At 35.6% G+C, this 13,408-nt stretch carries 12 protein-coding genes; 10 read left to right on the forward strand and 2 right to left on the reverse strand.

The window, feature by feature from the left end:
* Positions 1-215: 215 nt before the first annotated feature.
* Positions 216-752, reverse strand: a complete 537-nt coding sequence (locus HWV59_RS07970; RefSeq protein ID WP_175638538.1) for a hypothetical protein — start codon at positions 750-752, stop codon at positions 216-218.
* A gap of 358 nt (positions 753-1,110) precedes the next feature.
* Here HWV59_RS07970 and HWV59_RS07975 point away from each other — a divergent pair, with 358 nt between their 5' ends.
* The 4 genes from HWV59_RS07975 to HWV59_RS07990 all read left to right on the forward strand — a co-directional run bounded on the left by HWV59_RS07975 (position 1,111) and on the right by HWV59_RS07990 (position 5,076).
* Entirely contained in the window at positions 1,111-1,353 is a 243-nt protein-coding gene (locus tag HWV59_RS07975; protein ID WP_175638539.1) for a hypothetical protein, read from the forward strand.
* Between the two features lie 342 nt (positions 1,354-1,695).
* Positions 1,696-2,985, forward strand: coding sequence for a UDP-glucose dehydrogenase family protein (locus HWV59_RS07980; RefSeq protein ID WP_175638540.1), 1,290 nt, complete (start codon positions 1,696-1,698; stop codon positions 2,983-2,985).
* A complete protein-coding gene (locus HWV59_RS07985; RefSeq protein WP_175638541.1) occupies positions 2,982-3,929 on the forward strand; it encodes an NAD-dependent epimerase/dehydratase family protein in 948 nt (315 codons plus the stop codon). The genes HWV59_RS07980 and HWV59_RS07985 overlap by 4 nt, the downstream gene beginning before the upstream one ends.
* Positions 3,930-3,942: 13 nt before the next feature.
* Positions 3,943-5,076 carry a glycosyltransferase family 4 protein gene (locus HWV59_RS07990; protein WP_175638542.1) on the forward strand — a complete coding sequence of 378 codons (1,134 nt, stop codon included), beginning with the start codon at positions 3,943-3,945 and terminating at the stop codon, positions 5,074-5,076.
* Between the two features lie 41 nt (positions 5,077-5,117).
* Here HWV59_RS07990 and HWV59_RS07995 read toward each other — a convergent pair whose 3' ends face one another.
* The gene (locus tag HWV59_RS07995; protein WP_175638543.1) at positions 5,118-6,296 is read right to left on the reverse strand and encodes an ROK family transcriptional regulator; all 1,179 of its coding nucleotides are present in this window, start codon (positions 6,294-6,296) and stop codon (positions 5,118-5,120) included.
* Between the two features lie 364 nt (positions 6,297-6,660).
* Between HWV59_RS07995 and uxaC the strand changes: the two genes are divergently transcribed.
* The 6 genes from uxaC (at position 6,661) to larB (ending at position 13,392) form a co-directional block, all read left to right on the forward strand.
* Positions 6,661-8,064, forward strand: coding sequence for a glucuronate isomerase (gene uxaC, locus HWV59_RS08000; RefSeq protein WP_175638544.1), 1,404 nt, complete (start codon positions 6,661-6,663; stop codon positions 8,062-8,064).
* A 13-nt stretch (positions 8,065-8,077) separates the two neighbouring features.
* Positions 8,078-9,346, forward strand: coding sequence for a nickel pincer cofactor-dependent isomerase, group 22 (locus HWV59_RS08005; protein WP_175638545.1), 1,269 nt, complete (start codon positions 8,078-8,080; stop codon positions 9,344-9,346).
* Positions 9,347-9,406: 60 nt separating this feature from the next.
* The gene (locus HWV59_RS08010; RefSeq protein ID WP_102230103.1) at positions 9,407-10,177 is read left to right on the forward strand and encodes an SDR family oxidoreductase; all 771 of its coding nucleotides are present in this window, start codon (positions 9,407-9,409) and stop codon (positions 10,175-10,177) included.
* A gap of 63 nt (positions 10,178-10,240) precedes the next feature.
* Positions 10,241-11,038, forward strand: a complete 798-nt coding sequence (gene larE / locus HWV59_RS08015) for an ATP-dependent sacrificial sulfur transferase LarE (protein WP_102230104.1) — start codon at positions 10,241-10,243, stop codon at positions 11,036-11,038.
* 75 nt (positions 11,039-11,113) lie between these two features.
* Positions 11,114-12,586 (forward strand): gluconokinase, encoded by a 1,473-nt coding sequence (locus tag HWV59_RS08020; protein ID WP_175638546.1) that lies wholly within the window; start codon positions 11,114-11,116, stop codon positions 12,584-12,586.
* A gap of 50 nt (positions 12,587-12,636) precedes the next feature.
* Positions 12,637-13,392, forward strand: coding sequence for a nickel pincer cofactor biosynthesis protein LarB (gene larB / locus HWV59_RS08025; RefSeq protein WP_175638547.1), 756 nt, complete (start codon positions 12,637-12,639; stop codon positions 13,390-13,392).
* Positions 13,393-13,408 lie beyond the last annotated feature (16 nt).

A 13,408-nucleotide genomic window follows, 5' to 3' on the forward strand; every position in this document is an offset into this window, starting at 1 on the left:
TCTTGAAAACTTAATGAATAGATCTTTTGAATAAAACTGATAATGTGAGAAAACGTCCACAAGAAAAATGAACATTTATCCTTGTGGACGTTTTACACATTTTAAAGATTTAATAGTTTCTTATAAAATATTTTATCCGATAAATAATCCCTCTTTTCCTTAAGTAAATTTCTTAAGGAAAAGAGGGATTTAATTATATATGCGAATATGATAATTTATTTGTCGTCATCATCGTCATCATCGTCATCATCGTCGTCATCATCGTCATCATCGTCGTCATCATCGTCGTCATCGTCGTCATCATCGTCGTCATCGTCGTCATCATCGTCGTCATCATCATCGTCATCATCGTCTTCATCATCGTCGTCATCATCGTCGTCATCATCGTCGTCATCATCATCGTCATCATCGTCGTCATCATCGTCGTCATCATCGTCGTCATCATCGTCGTCATCGTCGTCATCGTCGTCATCGTCGTCGTCATCATCGTCGTCATCATCGTCATCATCATCGTCGTCATCATCGTCGTCATCATCGTCATCATCGTCATCATCTTCGTCATCATCGTCATCATCTTCGTCGTCATCATCGATGTCGCCATGAAATTTATACTTACCCTCTTGCTGCTCGCTTTCCATATCAACAAGTAATTCACTTAGTTCTTCAGTTAATAACTCTTCAACAGTCTCACCTTCTTGTCCTGTTTGTTCATAAGAACCACAAATATCTTCTCCATAACTCACATTTTCCATTTTATTTCCCCCCGGATTTTTTTTTTCCAACCTTTACTCTTAATAGATGAGCTATTTACTATTTAAAGTACACTTGAATAAGACCCATAAACATATTAAAAGATAAATAGAATTAAATTCTAAAACCCTCGTATTAAGTAGAAAAGTTTGCTGGAAGTTATATTAATTTATGTAAGTTTAAAAATAGTTGATATAGTACAACTTTATCAATTTATTGACCGTAAAAAAATTGTACATTTCTATTGATGACAGTTTTTTATCCTCTTTTATAGATTTTTGGGTATTTGTTCAAGCACATTTGTCCTGTTTTTCATATATTACAATAGAAGACATGTCACTCTAATCGGAGGGGAAGTTTATGGATGACTACTGTGCAATTTTACGTTCACTACCATCAGGTTCTGAGGTGAATATTCATACAAATGATAAGTCTTATTATAATGCTATTTTCAAAAAAATTTATCCAAGAACAAGTATAGCTTTGTTTATGATTGATCAATTTTACAGTTATGGCGGGGTCCCGATATTAATTCATTGTAGTAAGATTTCATCAATGGATTTACCATTTTCTATGCAAGATGTTTCTGATGAAGATGAATAGTATAAAAAAACTAGACTGCTAAACGCAGTCTGTCTAATTTCAAGACATAGTGACAAAAATAATTGGCTTGTAATGTCATTCGTGTTGGCTTTATAACTCCTCTTACCTTACAAAAGAGGTCACGGCATAAAGAATTGCATTATTTGTGCACGTCCCGGTCTATATTCTATTAAAATCCTCGATTATTTGCCCCTACCAGGAGGATTTTTTTCATACTATTAATTAAAACCTCAGCCATTTTTATGTTTTTCATTGTTAATTGTGCTGATGCACTATGACAAAATAAGCTTATCCACAAATACAATAAGAAATATACAATCTTTTTGGAGAGGGGATATAGAGATGAAGATATGTGTTGTAGGCGCAGGATATGTTGGTCTTACTTCTGCAGCTGTTTTAGCTGATTTAGGGCACATTGTTTGCTGTGTTGATACAAATAAAGAGAAGATTACTTCATTAAATAAGGGAGAAGTCCCGATCTATGAGCCTGGATTAGAGGAGGTTATTTCTCGAAACGCAGAAAATTTAATATTTAGTTCTGAAGTTGTAGAAAATATTCGCAAAGCTTCAGTTATCATGATTGCAGTTGGAACACCATCCCTCCCAGATGGAAAAACGAACTTAACATATATATACAGTGTAGTCGATATGATTGCGGGAGTTCTTACAGACTATAAAACAATCATTACGAAAAGTACAGTTCCACCTGGTACAAACGAAAAGATATATGCTAGATTACTACAAAAAGGAATTGATCCAGAACAGTTTGCAATCGTCTCAAACCCTGAATTTTTAAGAGAAGGATCAGCACTTTTCGATATGTTACATGCTGATAAAATTGTAGTTGGAAAAAACAAATATGACAACAAATCATTAAATATTATAAAGACTCTTTATAAAGGAATAGAAGCACCCTATGTTGTAACAAGTCTTTCAGGTGCAGAAATGATTAAATATGTATCTAATGCATTTTTAGCGACAAAAATTTCATTTATTAATGAAATGGCTAGAATATGTGATAAATATGAAGTCAATATTGATGACGTTGTTCGAGGAATAAGTACAGACCCAAGAATAAGCCCACACTTTCTTAGTTCAGGACTAGGTTATGGAGGCTCTTGTTTCCCTAAAGATGTTCGTTCTTTAGAACAAAGTGCAATTGATAAAAAGATAACTCCTATCATATTACAAGCTATACAAACAACAAATGATACGCAAATTGATTATTATATTGAAAAGCTTTTAACGGTATTTGAGTCGTTGAAAGGGAAAACGATTTCAGTTCTTGGTATTGCTTTTAAACCAAATACAGATGACACTAGAGAATCCCAGGCTGTTCATCTTATCAAAAAGCTGAGTCAATTAGGTTGTACCATTAACACGTATGATCCAAAAGCAACTTTACCTTTTTTAGGGGAACCAAACATTACTCAATTTCCTACATTAGAGCAGGCAGTTACTGATGCTGATTGTGTTATTATCGCTACAGAATGGGCTGAATTTCTTTATTTAGATTGGAAGAAACTTAGGCAGCTGATGAAGGGAAATGTTGTATTAGATGCAAGAAACTGCATTGATCAATCAAAAGTATATGAAAATGGATTTGAATATGTTGGAGTTGCTCGCTCATGAAAATACTAGTTACGGGTGCTGCAGGCTTTATCGGATCTCATTTATGTGAGAAGCTGCTAAACGATCCAAAAAATAAACTAATTGGTGTCGATACCTTTATAGGACCAACTCCAATAAATTTAAAAGAAATTAACCTTCAATCACTTAAGAATCATCCAAGATTTCAGTTCATTGAATCAGATCTACTCACCGCGGATCTAGACAATTTATTATCTGAAGTCGATACAATTTATCATTTAGCTGGTATGCCCGGGGTTCGATCTAGTTGGGGAAAAGACTTTGATCCTTATGTAACATATAATATATTAGTTACTCAACGTCTTTTGGAAACAGCTAAAACCAAAAACCTCAAAAAATTCATCTATGCATCCACATCATCTATTTATGGTGAAAAAAGCGGGAAAGTATCAGAAGATTCAATTCCTACTCCACTTTCACCTTATGGAATTACAAAGTTAACTGGTGAATACCTTTGTCATGTTTATAATAAGAGTTTCAATGTACCGATTGTAGTTGTTAGGTTTTTTACAGTTTATGGACCACGCCAACGGCCAGATATGGCATTTCACCGATTTATCGCTCAAATTTTAAAAGAAGAACCGATTACGATTTTTGGAGACGGTACTCAATCAAGAGATTTTACTTTTATTAGTGATTGTGTGGAGGCAACATCATCAGTATTACATCACGATCATCTAATTGGCAGGACAATAAATATAGGGGGAAAGGAAAGAGCTTCTATCAATGAAATCATTACGATGCTGGAACAGATAACAGGAAAAAAAGCCAAAATAAACTACACAGATAAAGTTAGTGGAGAACCAAAGCATACTTGGGCAGATATTACACTTGCTCAAACATTACTAAACTATGATCCTAAAATATCATTAAAGGAAGGTTTAGCACGAGAAATGAACTATATCCGATCAGTTTATGATTTGTAGAGGTGAAAGTGGAATGAGAATTGCCTTTATATGTACAGAAAAGTTGCCGTCACCTGCTATAAAAGGTGGAGCCATTCAAATCATGATTGATGGCATTGTTCCTTTTTTTCATGATCATCAACTGACGATCTTTTCCATCTCTGATCAATCTCTTCCTAATACTGAGAAGCAATCATTCATAGAATATATCCGTTTTCCTAAAGAAACCTATATAAATGATGTTGCTGATGAAATAAAAAAACAACAATTTCATGTAATCCATGTTTTTAACAGACCCAGTCATATCTCTCTATACAAAGAGTCCTCACCAAATAGCAAGTTTGTTCTTAGTCTCCATAATGATATGTTTTCAGAATTAAAATTAACAAGAGAAGAAGGGTTAAAAGCGATTGAGTGTGCAGATGCAATCACAACAGTCAGTAAATATATAAAGCAAACAATCGTTAAAAGATTTCCCCATGCCTCCCACAAAGTCCATGTCATTTATTCTGGTGTCGATTTAAAAAAATACCAAACTGTCTTTGAAACACAAGGGAAAATCATACGAAAAAGAGTCCGCAAACAATACAATCTTCAAGGAAAACAAGTCATTCTTTTTATTGGTCGATTAAGTAAAACCAAGGGACCACACCTGTTAATAAAAGCACTGGATCATTTAATTACTAAATATCCTGACATTGTGCTGGTTATCGTAGGTGGAAAGTGGTTTAGTGATAATACTGTTGATGATTACGTTCAAAGTTTATTTGATCTTAGTTCGAGGTTTTCTACTCGTGTTCTCTTCACAAAGTACGTCCCAACAGAGAAGATACCAGAACATTTAGTCATGGCTGATATATTTGTTTGCAGTTCACAATGGCATGAACCACTAGCACGTGTCCATTATGAAGCGATGGCAGCTGGAGTTCCTATTATTACAACAAATCGTGGAGGAAATGGAGAAGTTATTCAACATGGGGAAAATGGACTTGTCATAAATGACTATGACAATCCAAAAGCATTTGCAGATGCAATAGATTATTTATTTTCAAACCCCTCAAAGAAAAAGTCATTTGGTATGTTGGGAAGAGAGTATGTGAACAAGCAATTCCAATTTCAACACGTTGCTGATCGACTACTAAACACTTATCTTCAAATTAATGAATAAAAAACCCTACCTTCAATGGCAGGGTTTTTTTTGTATAGATTTCAAAGGGCAAGATTATGTTCTTCAATCGTTAAACGGATATCAGGTACATCCAGGAAACTTTTGATTGCTAAGGCACAGGCCCCCAATGCTGCTGCTTGTTTTCCTAGATCAGAAATCAATATTTCATGATAATTGCTTATAGAAGAAGTTAGGTTTGACTCTATTTTCTTGATAACATCAGGATACATTTTTAATAACTCACTATTCAAAACAATTGTTTCCGGATTTAGTAAATTAATAATATTATTTAAACCAATTGCAACATACTTAATAAATGAATCCAAAACATCGCACGTTACTTGATTTTGATCCGCGATAAAGGTGTGTACATCTTTATATGCTAGATTCTGATTAGAATGTAATTCCCTAAGCTGTTGTAGGATACTTGCTTCTGAAGCATATAATTCCCAACAACCCGAATTTCCGCAGTTACAAGGCCTTCCATCAGGTACGATGATCATGTGCCCCATTTCTCCAGCGTAACCATGATACCCCTTAAGAAGCTCACCGTTTATTAATACACCTAATCCAATACCGGAGTACATACTAATACTGACTAAATTTTCACTATGATGATGTTTGAATACTCTTTCTGCAAATGAGCATAGGTTTGCATTATTTTCTATATGAATTTGCATATTGAGTTCTTTTTCTAAGTCTTCTTTTAAGTTTTTATCTTTCCATTTATGTTGTGGAATAAAGTTAATTATTTCATTTTTAGAGACAGTCCCATGAATTCCTATAACGACACCTACAATACCGAATCGACTTTCGGAATATTCATCATCATATTGTTTAATTTTAGCTATGAGTATGTTAAGAATATCGTTATAGCTAGAGTTTTTTAACTCAATAATATCCGTGCTTACAGGATTTCCCCCAAGATCAGAAAGTGTGAAAGTAATATGTTTATGATCCAAATCAATTCCTAATGCATAACCCGCTTTTAGATTTATGGATAGCATAATCGGTTTTCTTCCAACACTATTATGTTCCTGTTGTGATTCAACAATTAATTCTTCTTCTAATAAGTCAGCTACCTGAACAGAAATAGTTGCTCTTGTTAGTTTCGTAATCTTTGATAAATCTGCTCTTGAGATCATGCCTGCTTCAATAATTTTACTTATAATTAAACGTCTATTAATACTTTTTATATAGGCAGCGTCACCTGTTGCCATGTAAATCACCCTTACATTTTTTTGAAAGTCTGTTTTCTCGTATACTTTGTTATTTATTAATACAGTTAAAGGTTAAAATTAGTCCTCAAAAGCAAAAAACTTTGAAAATACAGCTTTAAAAATTAACTCTAAAATCATCAACGAAATCTATTATACATTCTGCCACATCTTACAAAAAACAGTCATAAGAGAAGTGGCAGCAAATGATTGACGAGAAATAGCAGAAATGATATTCTACACATAGATTATTAATTTGTTTTGTAAACTAATTAATAGAAGTAAACACATTATAACACAAAAGTATAAGACGAACAGAGAATATAAAAAAATCTTTTAAAGAATAATAGGGTATGGAGGAGATAAAATGAAACCGTTTTTAAGTGATTCATTCTTATTAACTAATGCTACGGCAGAAAATCTTTATCATAACATCATGAAGGATTTACCGATATTTGACTATCATTGTCATTTAAGTCCTAAGGAAATCTATGAAAATCAAGCGTTCGAAAATATTACACAGCTTTGGCTTGCAGGTGATCATTATAAATGGCGTGCGATGCGTATTCATGGTGTAAAAGAAGATTTTATTACAGGTCATGCAAGTGATTGGGAGAAGTTTGAAGCATGGGCTGAAACTGTCCCTCATTTATTTGGAAATCCATTATATCACTGGACACATATGGAGTTAAGAACGTTCTTCGGAATTAATAAGCTTCTGTCACCAGATACTGCGCGGGAAATTTGGGAAGAATGCAACGAAAAGCTTCAAACAGATGACTTTACAACTCGTCGGTATATTGAGAGATCGAATGTTCGACTAGTCGGTACGACAGATGATCCGACAGATACACTTGAGTTTCATAAGTTAATAAAGGAAGATACAACTTTTGCTGTTGAAGTAGCACCAACATTCCGTCCGGATCAGGCTTTATATCTTGAAAGAGCGAGCTTTCCAGAATGGTTGAAAAAACTGGAGTCTGTTTCGGGTATAGAAATCGGATCTCTTAATGAATTAGTCGATGCGTTACAGCAAAGAGTAGATTATTTTGCTGAACACGGATGTTATGCATCTGATCATGATATTCAACTTATGGCCTATAAACAACTACCGAAAAGTAAAGTAGAAGAGATCTTTTCAAAGCGTTTGAATAACGAGGAAGTAACAAATGATGAGCTAATTGGATATCGCTCTTACATGCTTGTTGAGCTAGGGAAAATGTATGCTGACAAAGAATGGGTTATGCAACTGCATATGGGAGCATTAAGGAATAATAATACATTTATGCAGGAAAAAATTGGAGCTGATGGCGGATTTGACTCAATTGGAGATCACCTGCTGGCAGAAGGATTATCCCGCTTCTTAGATACGTTGGATCAGGCAAGAAAATTACCTAGAACGGTCCTTTATAATTTAAATCCACGAGATAATTATGTATTGGGTACAATGATTGGCAACTTCTTCGAAGAAGGTGTACCAGGCAAAGTACAATTCGGCTCAGGCTGGTGGTTTAATGACCAATACGATGGAATGGTTAGACAGATGAAAGACTTAGCTAACTTAGGCGTATTAAGTCATTTTATTGGTATGACAACTGATTCTCGTAGTTTCTTATCATATCCCCGCCATGAATATTTCAGAAGAATTCTTTGTAACATCATTGGTGAGTGGGTTGAAGAAGGAAAAGTGCCAAATGATGAAAGAATATTAAAGCAAATGGTCGAGAACATAGGTTTCAACAACGCAAAAAAATATTTTTCTGAACGGTAAGGAGATAAAAAATATGGGTATACTTCAAGATCTATTAAAAGATATTCCTGTCCCAAAAATGGCAAAAGTGAAGCAGAACTTTGATAATACAAAAATAGAAAACCTGGAACAAGTGATACAAGAAAAGTTTCAACAAGAATCCATTCGTTCAAAGGTGAAGCCGGGTATGGAAATTGCCGTAGCTGTCGGAAGCAGAGGTGTAGATCGACTTGTAGAGATTACGGCACTTACTGTTCAATTCTTAAAAGATTTAGGTGCTGTGCCTTTTATCGTCCCAAGTATGGGGAGTCATGGTGGAGCGACAGCTGAAGGTCAACGTGATGTTTTAGCCCATCTTGGTGTAACTGAAGAAAGCGTAAAAGCCGAAATTCGTTCTTCAATGGAAGTCATAAAATTAGGGGAATTACCTAACGGCTTACCTGTTTATATAGATAAATATGCTTCAGAGGCAGATGGAATTGTAGTGATCAATCGTATAAAACCACATACTGCATTCCGGGGACCTGTTGAGAGCGGCATAATGAAAATGATTAGTATTGGATTAGGAAAGCAAAAAGGAGCAGAAGCAACTCATCAGTTAGGGTTTAAATATATGGCGGAAAATGTACCTGCTATGGCAAAAATGATGATGGAAAAAACACCAATTTTATTCGGTGTAGCCACACTTGAAAACGCATTTGATAAAGTAGCAAGGGTTGAGGTTTTACCAGTTGAGGAGATTGAAGAAAAAGAACCGGCACTACAAGCATTAGCTAAGCAATTATTGCCAAAACTGTTCTTTGATCAAATTGATGTCCTTGTTATTGATGAAATTGGAAAAAACATAAGTGGTGACGGAATGGATCCAAATATTACAGGACGTTACCCAACACCGTATGCTAAAGGCGGACCTGATGTAAATAAAATGGTTGTGCTTGATTTAACTCATCAAACAGAAGGAAATGCCAATGGAGTTGGGACTGCAGATTTTACAACACAGCGTCTTGTTGACAAAATGGATCGGGAAGTAACGTATGCAAACGGATTAACTTCAACAGTTTGTGCACCTACAAAAATCGCTACGACATTAGCAAATGATGAAGATGCAATTAAAGCAGCGATTAAAACATGTAATATTTTGGATTTTACAAAGGTGAAAATGGTTCGTATTAAAAACACATTAGATATCGCTGAAATTGAAGTCTCAGAAGCTTTGATCGATCATGTAGCTCAACATCCGGATATGGAGCAACTATCAGATCTTTTTGAACTTACATTTAATGAAGAAGGAAACTTATCATAATTACCTGATCACTTAACATATGCCATTTGTTTTATGAATAGAATGAGGGGGACTTCTAAGATGTCTAATTTATTTGATTTAACAGGAAAAACAGCCGTAGCAATAGGTGGTAACAGTGTTTTAGGTTCATCTATTGCCAGTGGACTATCTGCACATGGAGCCAATATTGCAATCGTTGGCCGTAACCTCGAAAAAGCAAACGAAGTTGTAAAAGAAATTGAAGAATCAGGCGGTACGGCAAAAGCATTTCAGGCAGATGTAAGCTCGCGTGAATCTTTAGAAAATGTAGTGAAAGAAATTGAAGAGTGGTCTGGCGGATTTGATATTCTTCTAAATGCACCAGGGAAAAACAGCTCAACACCATTCTTTGAATTAACTGATGAAGAATGGGATGACATCATGGATGTTAATCTAAAAGGAATGATGATTACGTGTCAAATTTTCGCTAAGAAAATGATTGACCAAGGAAGAAAAGGAAGTATTATTAATATTTCTTCTGTTTCATCTACAACACCTCTTTCAAAAGTATTTACGTATTCCGTTTCAAAAGCAGGTGTAAATAGCATGACCCAATTCCTTGCACGTGAATTTGCCCCACATGGTATTAGGGTAAATGCGATCATACCGGGTTTCTTCCCAGCTGAACAGAATCGTAAAATATTAAGTGAAGAGCGTGTTGAATCGATAATGAATCACACACCTATGAAACGATTTGGTAGCCCGGATGAACTACAAGGTGCAGCGGTGTGGTTATCTTCAGAGAGTGCATCAAGCTTTGTTACAGGTGCCCTTATTCGTGTAGACGGCGGTTTTGGCAGCATGACAATCTAATATAGATCCATCGGTAAAGGATCTGGTATATTAGTATTGTTAGAGAGAGGGGAGAAGGCAGCGATGAATGAAAAACTACAAAGTTTAGTGTCAATTCTCCAAGAGATGAAATCAGTTGTTGTCGCTTTTTCAGGTGGAGTTGATAGTACCTTTCTGCTGAAAGTAGCAGTAGATACACTAGGACCTGAGCATGTACTAGCTGTAACAGCCGATTCTGAAACATATCCTTCAAGTGAGCTTGAGGAAGCTAAAGAATTAGCTGAAAAAATTGGAGCAAAACATAGAGTAATTGAAACATCAGAATTAGCGATTCCTGGATATACAGAAAATGATCGAAACAGATGCTATTTTTGTAAAAACAGCTTATTTGAACATCTGATCCCTGTTATGGAGAAAGAGGGATTTCAAAATATCGTATACGGTGTTATTGCAGATGATTTAAATGAATTTCGACCAGGAATGAAGGCTGCGAAGGAAAAGGGAGTACGTGGTCCCTTGCAGGAAGCAAACTTATTTAAAGATGAAATAAGAGAACTTTCAAGAGAATTAGATTTACCAACTTGGAATAAGCCTTCCTTTGCTTGTTTGTCTTCAAGAATAGCCTATGGAGATAAGATAACAATTGAAAAACTGACAAAAGTCGAAAAAGCAGAAGCATATTTAAAAACACTAAATATTCGTCAAGTACGTGTTCGAACACACCAGGAAATGGCTAGAATTGAAGTTGAACCAAATGATATGAAGATTATCCTTGAGAATCATGAGATGATCGCTAGTGAACTAACAAAATACGGATATAAATATATAACTTTAGATTTAATTGGATATAAGAGCGGTAGTATGAATAAAGTTCTATCATAATCAAACAGGCTTTGGAATTAGTCCAAGGCCTTTTCTATAGAAAAGAAGAGAATATTGTCGAAAGAAGATGATTAGATGTTAAGGGAGTTTGTTATTGGACTTGATATTGGAACGACAAGTGTAAAAGCAGTTGTTTTTGAAATGACTGGAAAAGTAGTGGCAGAAGCAGAGGAACTGATTTCATCTCTATACCCTCAGCAAGGGTGGGTAGAACAAGATCCTATTGAAATTGAGCAGTTTGCTGTAAAAGCTGTGAGAGATGTGATAAAGAAAGCGAATATTCAAAAGGACGAGCTGGTTACAATTAGCTTTTCTTCTGCTATGCACTCGCTAGTCTGTATTGATGAGGAATATCGACCTTTATCGAACGGAATTATATGGGCAGACGGAAGAAGTATTGAGCAAGCAGAAATGTTGAAAGAGCAGAATGGAGAGAAAGTCTTTCAAAAAACTGGTGTGCCGCTTCATCCGATGACACCACTATCAAAATTATTGTGGATGAAAGAGGTAGGATATAAGGCTTATGAGAATGCAAGTTATTTTATTTCGATTAAGGAATATATCCTTTTAAAATGGTTTAACAAACGAGTAGTTGATTATTCAATGGCAACTTCAACAGGTTTATTGAATGCACATACGCTTGATTGGGATCATGAATTAATGGAAATGACTGGTATTAAGAAGGAGCAACTTTCGGAAGTTGCATCACCTACGACGGTCTTACGTGGACTGAAAAAAGAAATCGCAGAAGAAATGGGAGTTTCAGAGGATTTACCATTCGTACTAGGATCAGCAGATGGACAATTGGCTAACTTGGGAATTGGAGCCATTTCCTCTGGAGAGGTAGCCATCACTGCCGGAACAAGTGGAGCTATCAGACAATTTACAAACGGTTTCAGCATAACAGATAAACGTGAAACATTTTGCTATGCCTTTACAGAGGATTATTCAATTATTGGCGGTCCAACAAATAATGGTGGCATCGCATTACAATGGTTGAAGGAACTTTTAAACTATGAAGGTAGTTTTGATGATTTTACAAAAGAAGCTGAAAAGGTAGATCCGGGTGCTGAGGGGTTAATTTTTCTTCCTTATATAAATGGTGAGAGGGCACCATTATGGAACCAACAAGCAAAAGGTAATTTTTTCGGAATGAGTATTACTCATAAGAAAGAACATTTTGTCCGTGCCGTTTTAGAAGGAATTACTTTTAACATCTATCAAATTGGACAAAGCTTGGAAAGTCTTGCAGGTGCACCAGAAAAAATCTATGTAAACGGTGGCTTGTCGAGATCAAAGTTGTGGCTTCAAATGCTTGCTGATATCTTCGGGAAAGAAGTTTATGTTTCCGAGAGTCATCATAGTGCTGCATGGGGTGCAGCCTGGACAGGCTTAGTTGCTCTTGATAAAGTTTCTTCCTTTGAAGAAATTAAAGAAAATATTCCGATGAGTTCTCCAATTGTGCCAGATGAAAATAGACATAAAAACTATTTAGAAATCTATAAAAAATATGAGGCATTGGTAAAAGACATAGCAAAGCATTTTTAAATATAGCATAATAAAGGAAAAGCTTTTAAACTAAGGTGAGTGAAAAAACAATGCTGGAAGATATTTTAAAGGAAGTACAAACGGGATCATTAACTATAAATGAAGCAAAAGAAAAGCTTTCAACATATGAAAACTTAGGATTTGCAAAGGTTGATCATCATCGAAAGAAGCGACAAGGGTTCCCGGAAGTCGTTTATGGTGAGGGAAAAACGAAAGAACAAATTTTAGCTATTATTAAAGCGATCCGATCAAAGGAAAATAACGTACTTGTTACACGGATTTCTAAAGAAAAAGCAACACATATTCTAGAAGAGTATCCTGAATTTACTTATCATGAGATCGCTCAAATTCTTTTCTGGAAAGATGAAAAGCAAAGTGAGGAATCCAAAGGGTATATTGCCATTGTCTGTGCAGGAACATCAGATTTAAAGGTTGCAGAGGAAGCGGCAGTAACAGCTGAGGCATTGGGAAGCAATGTTAGGAGATTTTATGATGTGGGTGTCGCAGGAATACATCGTTTATTTGATTCTATAGAAGAAATCCAGAATGCTACAGTTTCCGTTGTTGTGGCAGGAATGGAAGGCGCTCTTCCAAGTGTTGTTGGAGGTCTCGTTAGTCATCCAATCCTTGCCGTTCCAACAAGTGTAGGCTATGGAGCAAATTTTAATGGATTGTCTGCTTTATTAACGATGTTAAATTCATGTGCATCAGGGATAAGTGTAGTCAATATTGATAACGGCTTTGGAGCTGCATATAACGCAGTTTTAATTGATCGACTAGCTCAAAAAGGGGAAGAACAACAATGAAAACACTTTACCTAGA

This window comes from Metabacillus schmidteae, assembly GCF_903166545.1.
Lineage (GTDB): Bacteria > Bacillota > Bacilli > Bacillales > Bacillaceae > Metabacillus > Metabacillus schmidteae.

Bases quoted from the DNA above. Each gene is read 5' to 3' on its own strand.
- HWV59_RS07970 (WP_175638538.1), bottom strand. From the start codon at position 752: ATGGAAAATGTGAGTTATGGAGAAGATATTTGTGGTTCTTATGAACAA.
- HWV59_RS07975 (WP_175638539.1), top strand. From the start codon at position 1,111: ATGGATGACTACTGTGCAATTTTACGTTCACTACCATCAGGTTCTGAG.
- HWV59_RS07980 (WP_175638540.1), top strand. From the start codon at position 1,696: ATGAAGATATGTGTTGTAGGCGCAGGATATGTTGGTCTTACTTCTGCA.
- HWV59_RS07985 (WP_175638541.1), top strand. From the start codon at position 2,982: ATGAAAATACTAGTTACGGGTGCTGCAGGCTTTATCGGATCTCATTTA.
- HWV59_RS07990 (WP_175638542.1), top strand. From the start codon at position 3,943: ATGAGAATTGCCTTTATATGTACAGAAAAGTTGCCGTCACCTGCTATA.
- HWV59_RS07995 (WP_175638543.1), bottom strand. From the start codon at position 6,296: ATGGCAACAGGTGACGCTGCCTATATAAAAAGTATTAATAGACGTTTA.
- uxaC (WP_175638544.1), top strand. From the start codon at position 6,661: ATGAAACCGTTTTTAAGTGATTCATTCTTATTAACTAATGCTACGGCA.
- HWV59_RS08005 (WP_175638545.1), top strand. From the start codon at position 8,078: ATGGGTATACTTCAAGATCTATTAAAAGATATTCCTGTCCCAAAAATG.
- HWV59_RS08010 (WP_102230103.1), top strand. From the start codon at position 9,407: ATGTCTAATTTATTTGATTTAACAGGAAAAACAGCCGTAGCAATAGGT.
- larE (WP_102230104.1), top strand. From the start codon at position 10,241: ATGAATGAAAAACTACAAAGTTTAGTGTCAATTCTCCAAGAGATGAAA.
- HWV59_RS08020 (WP_175638546.1), top strand. From the start codon at position 11,114: ATGTTAAGGGAGTTTGTTATTGGACTTGATATTGGAACGACAAGTGTA.
- larB (WP_175638547.1), top strand. From the start codon at position 12,637: ATGCTGGAAGATATTTTAAAGGAAGTACAAACGGGATCATTAACTATA.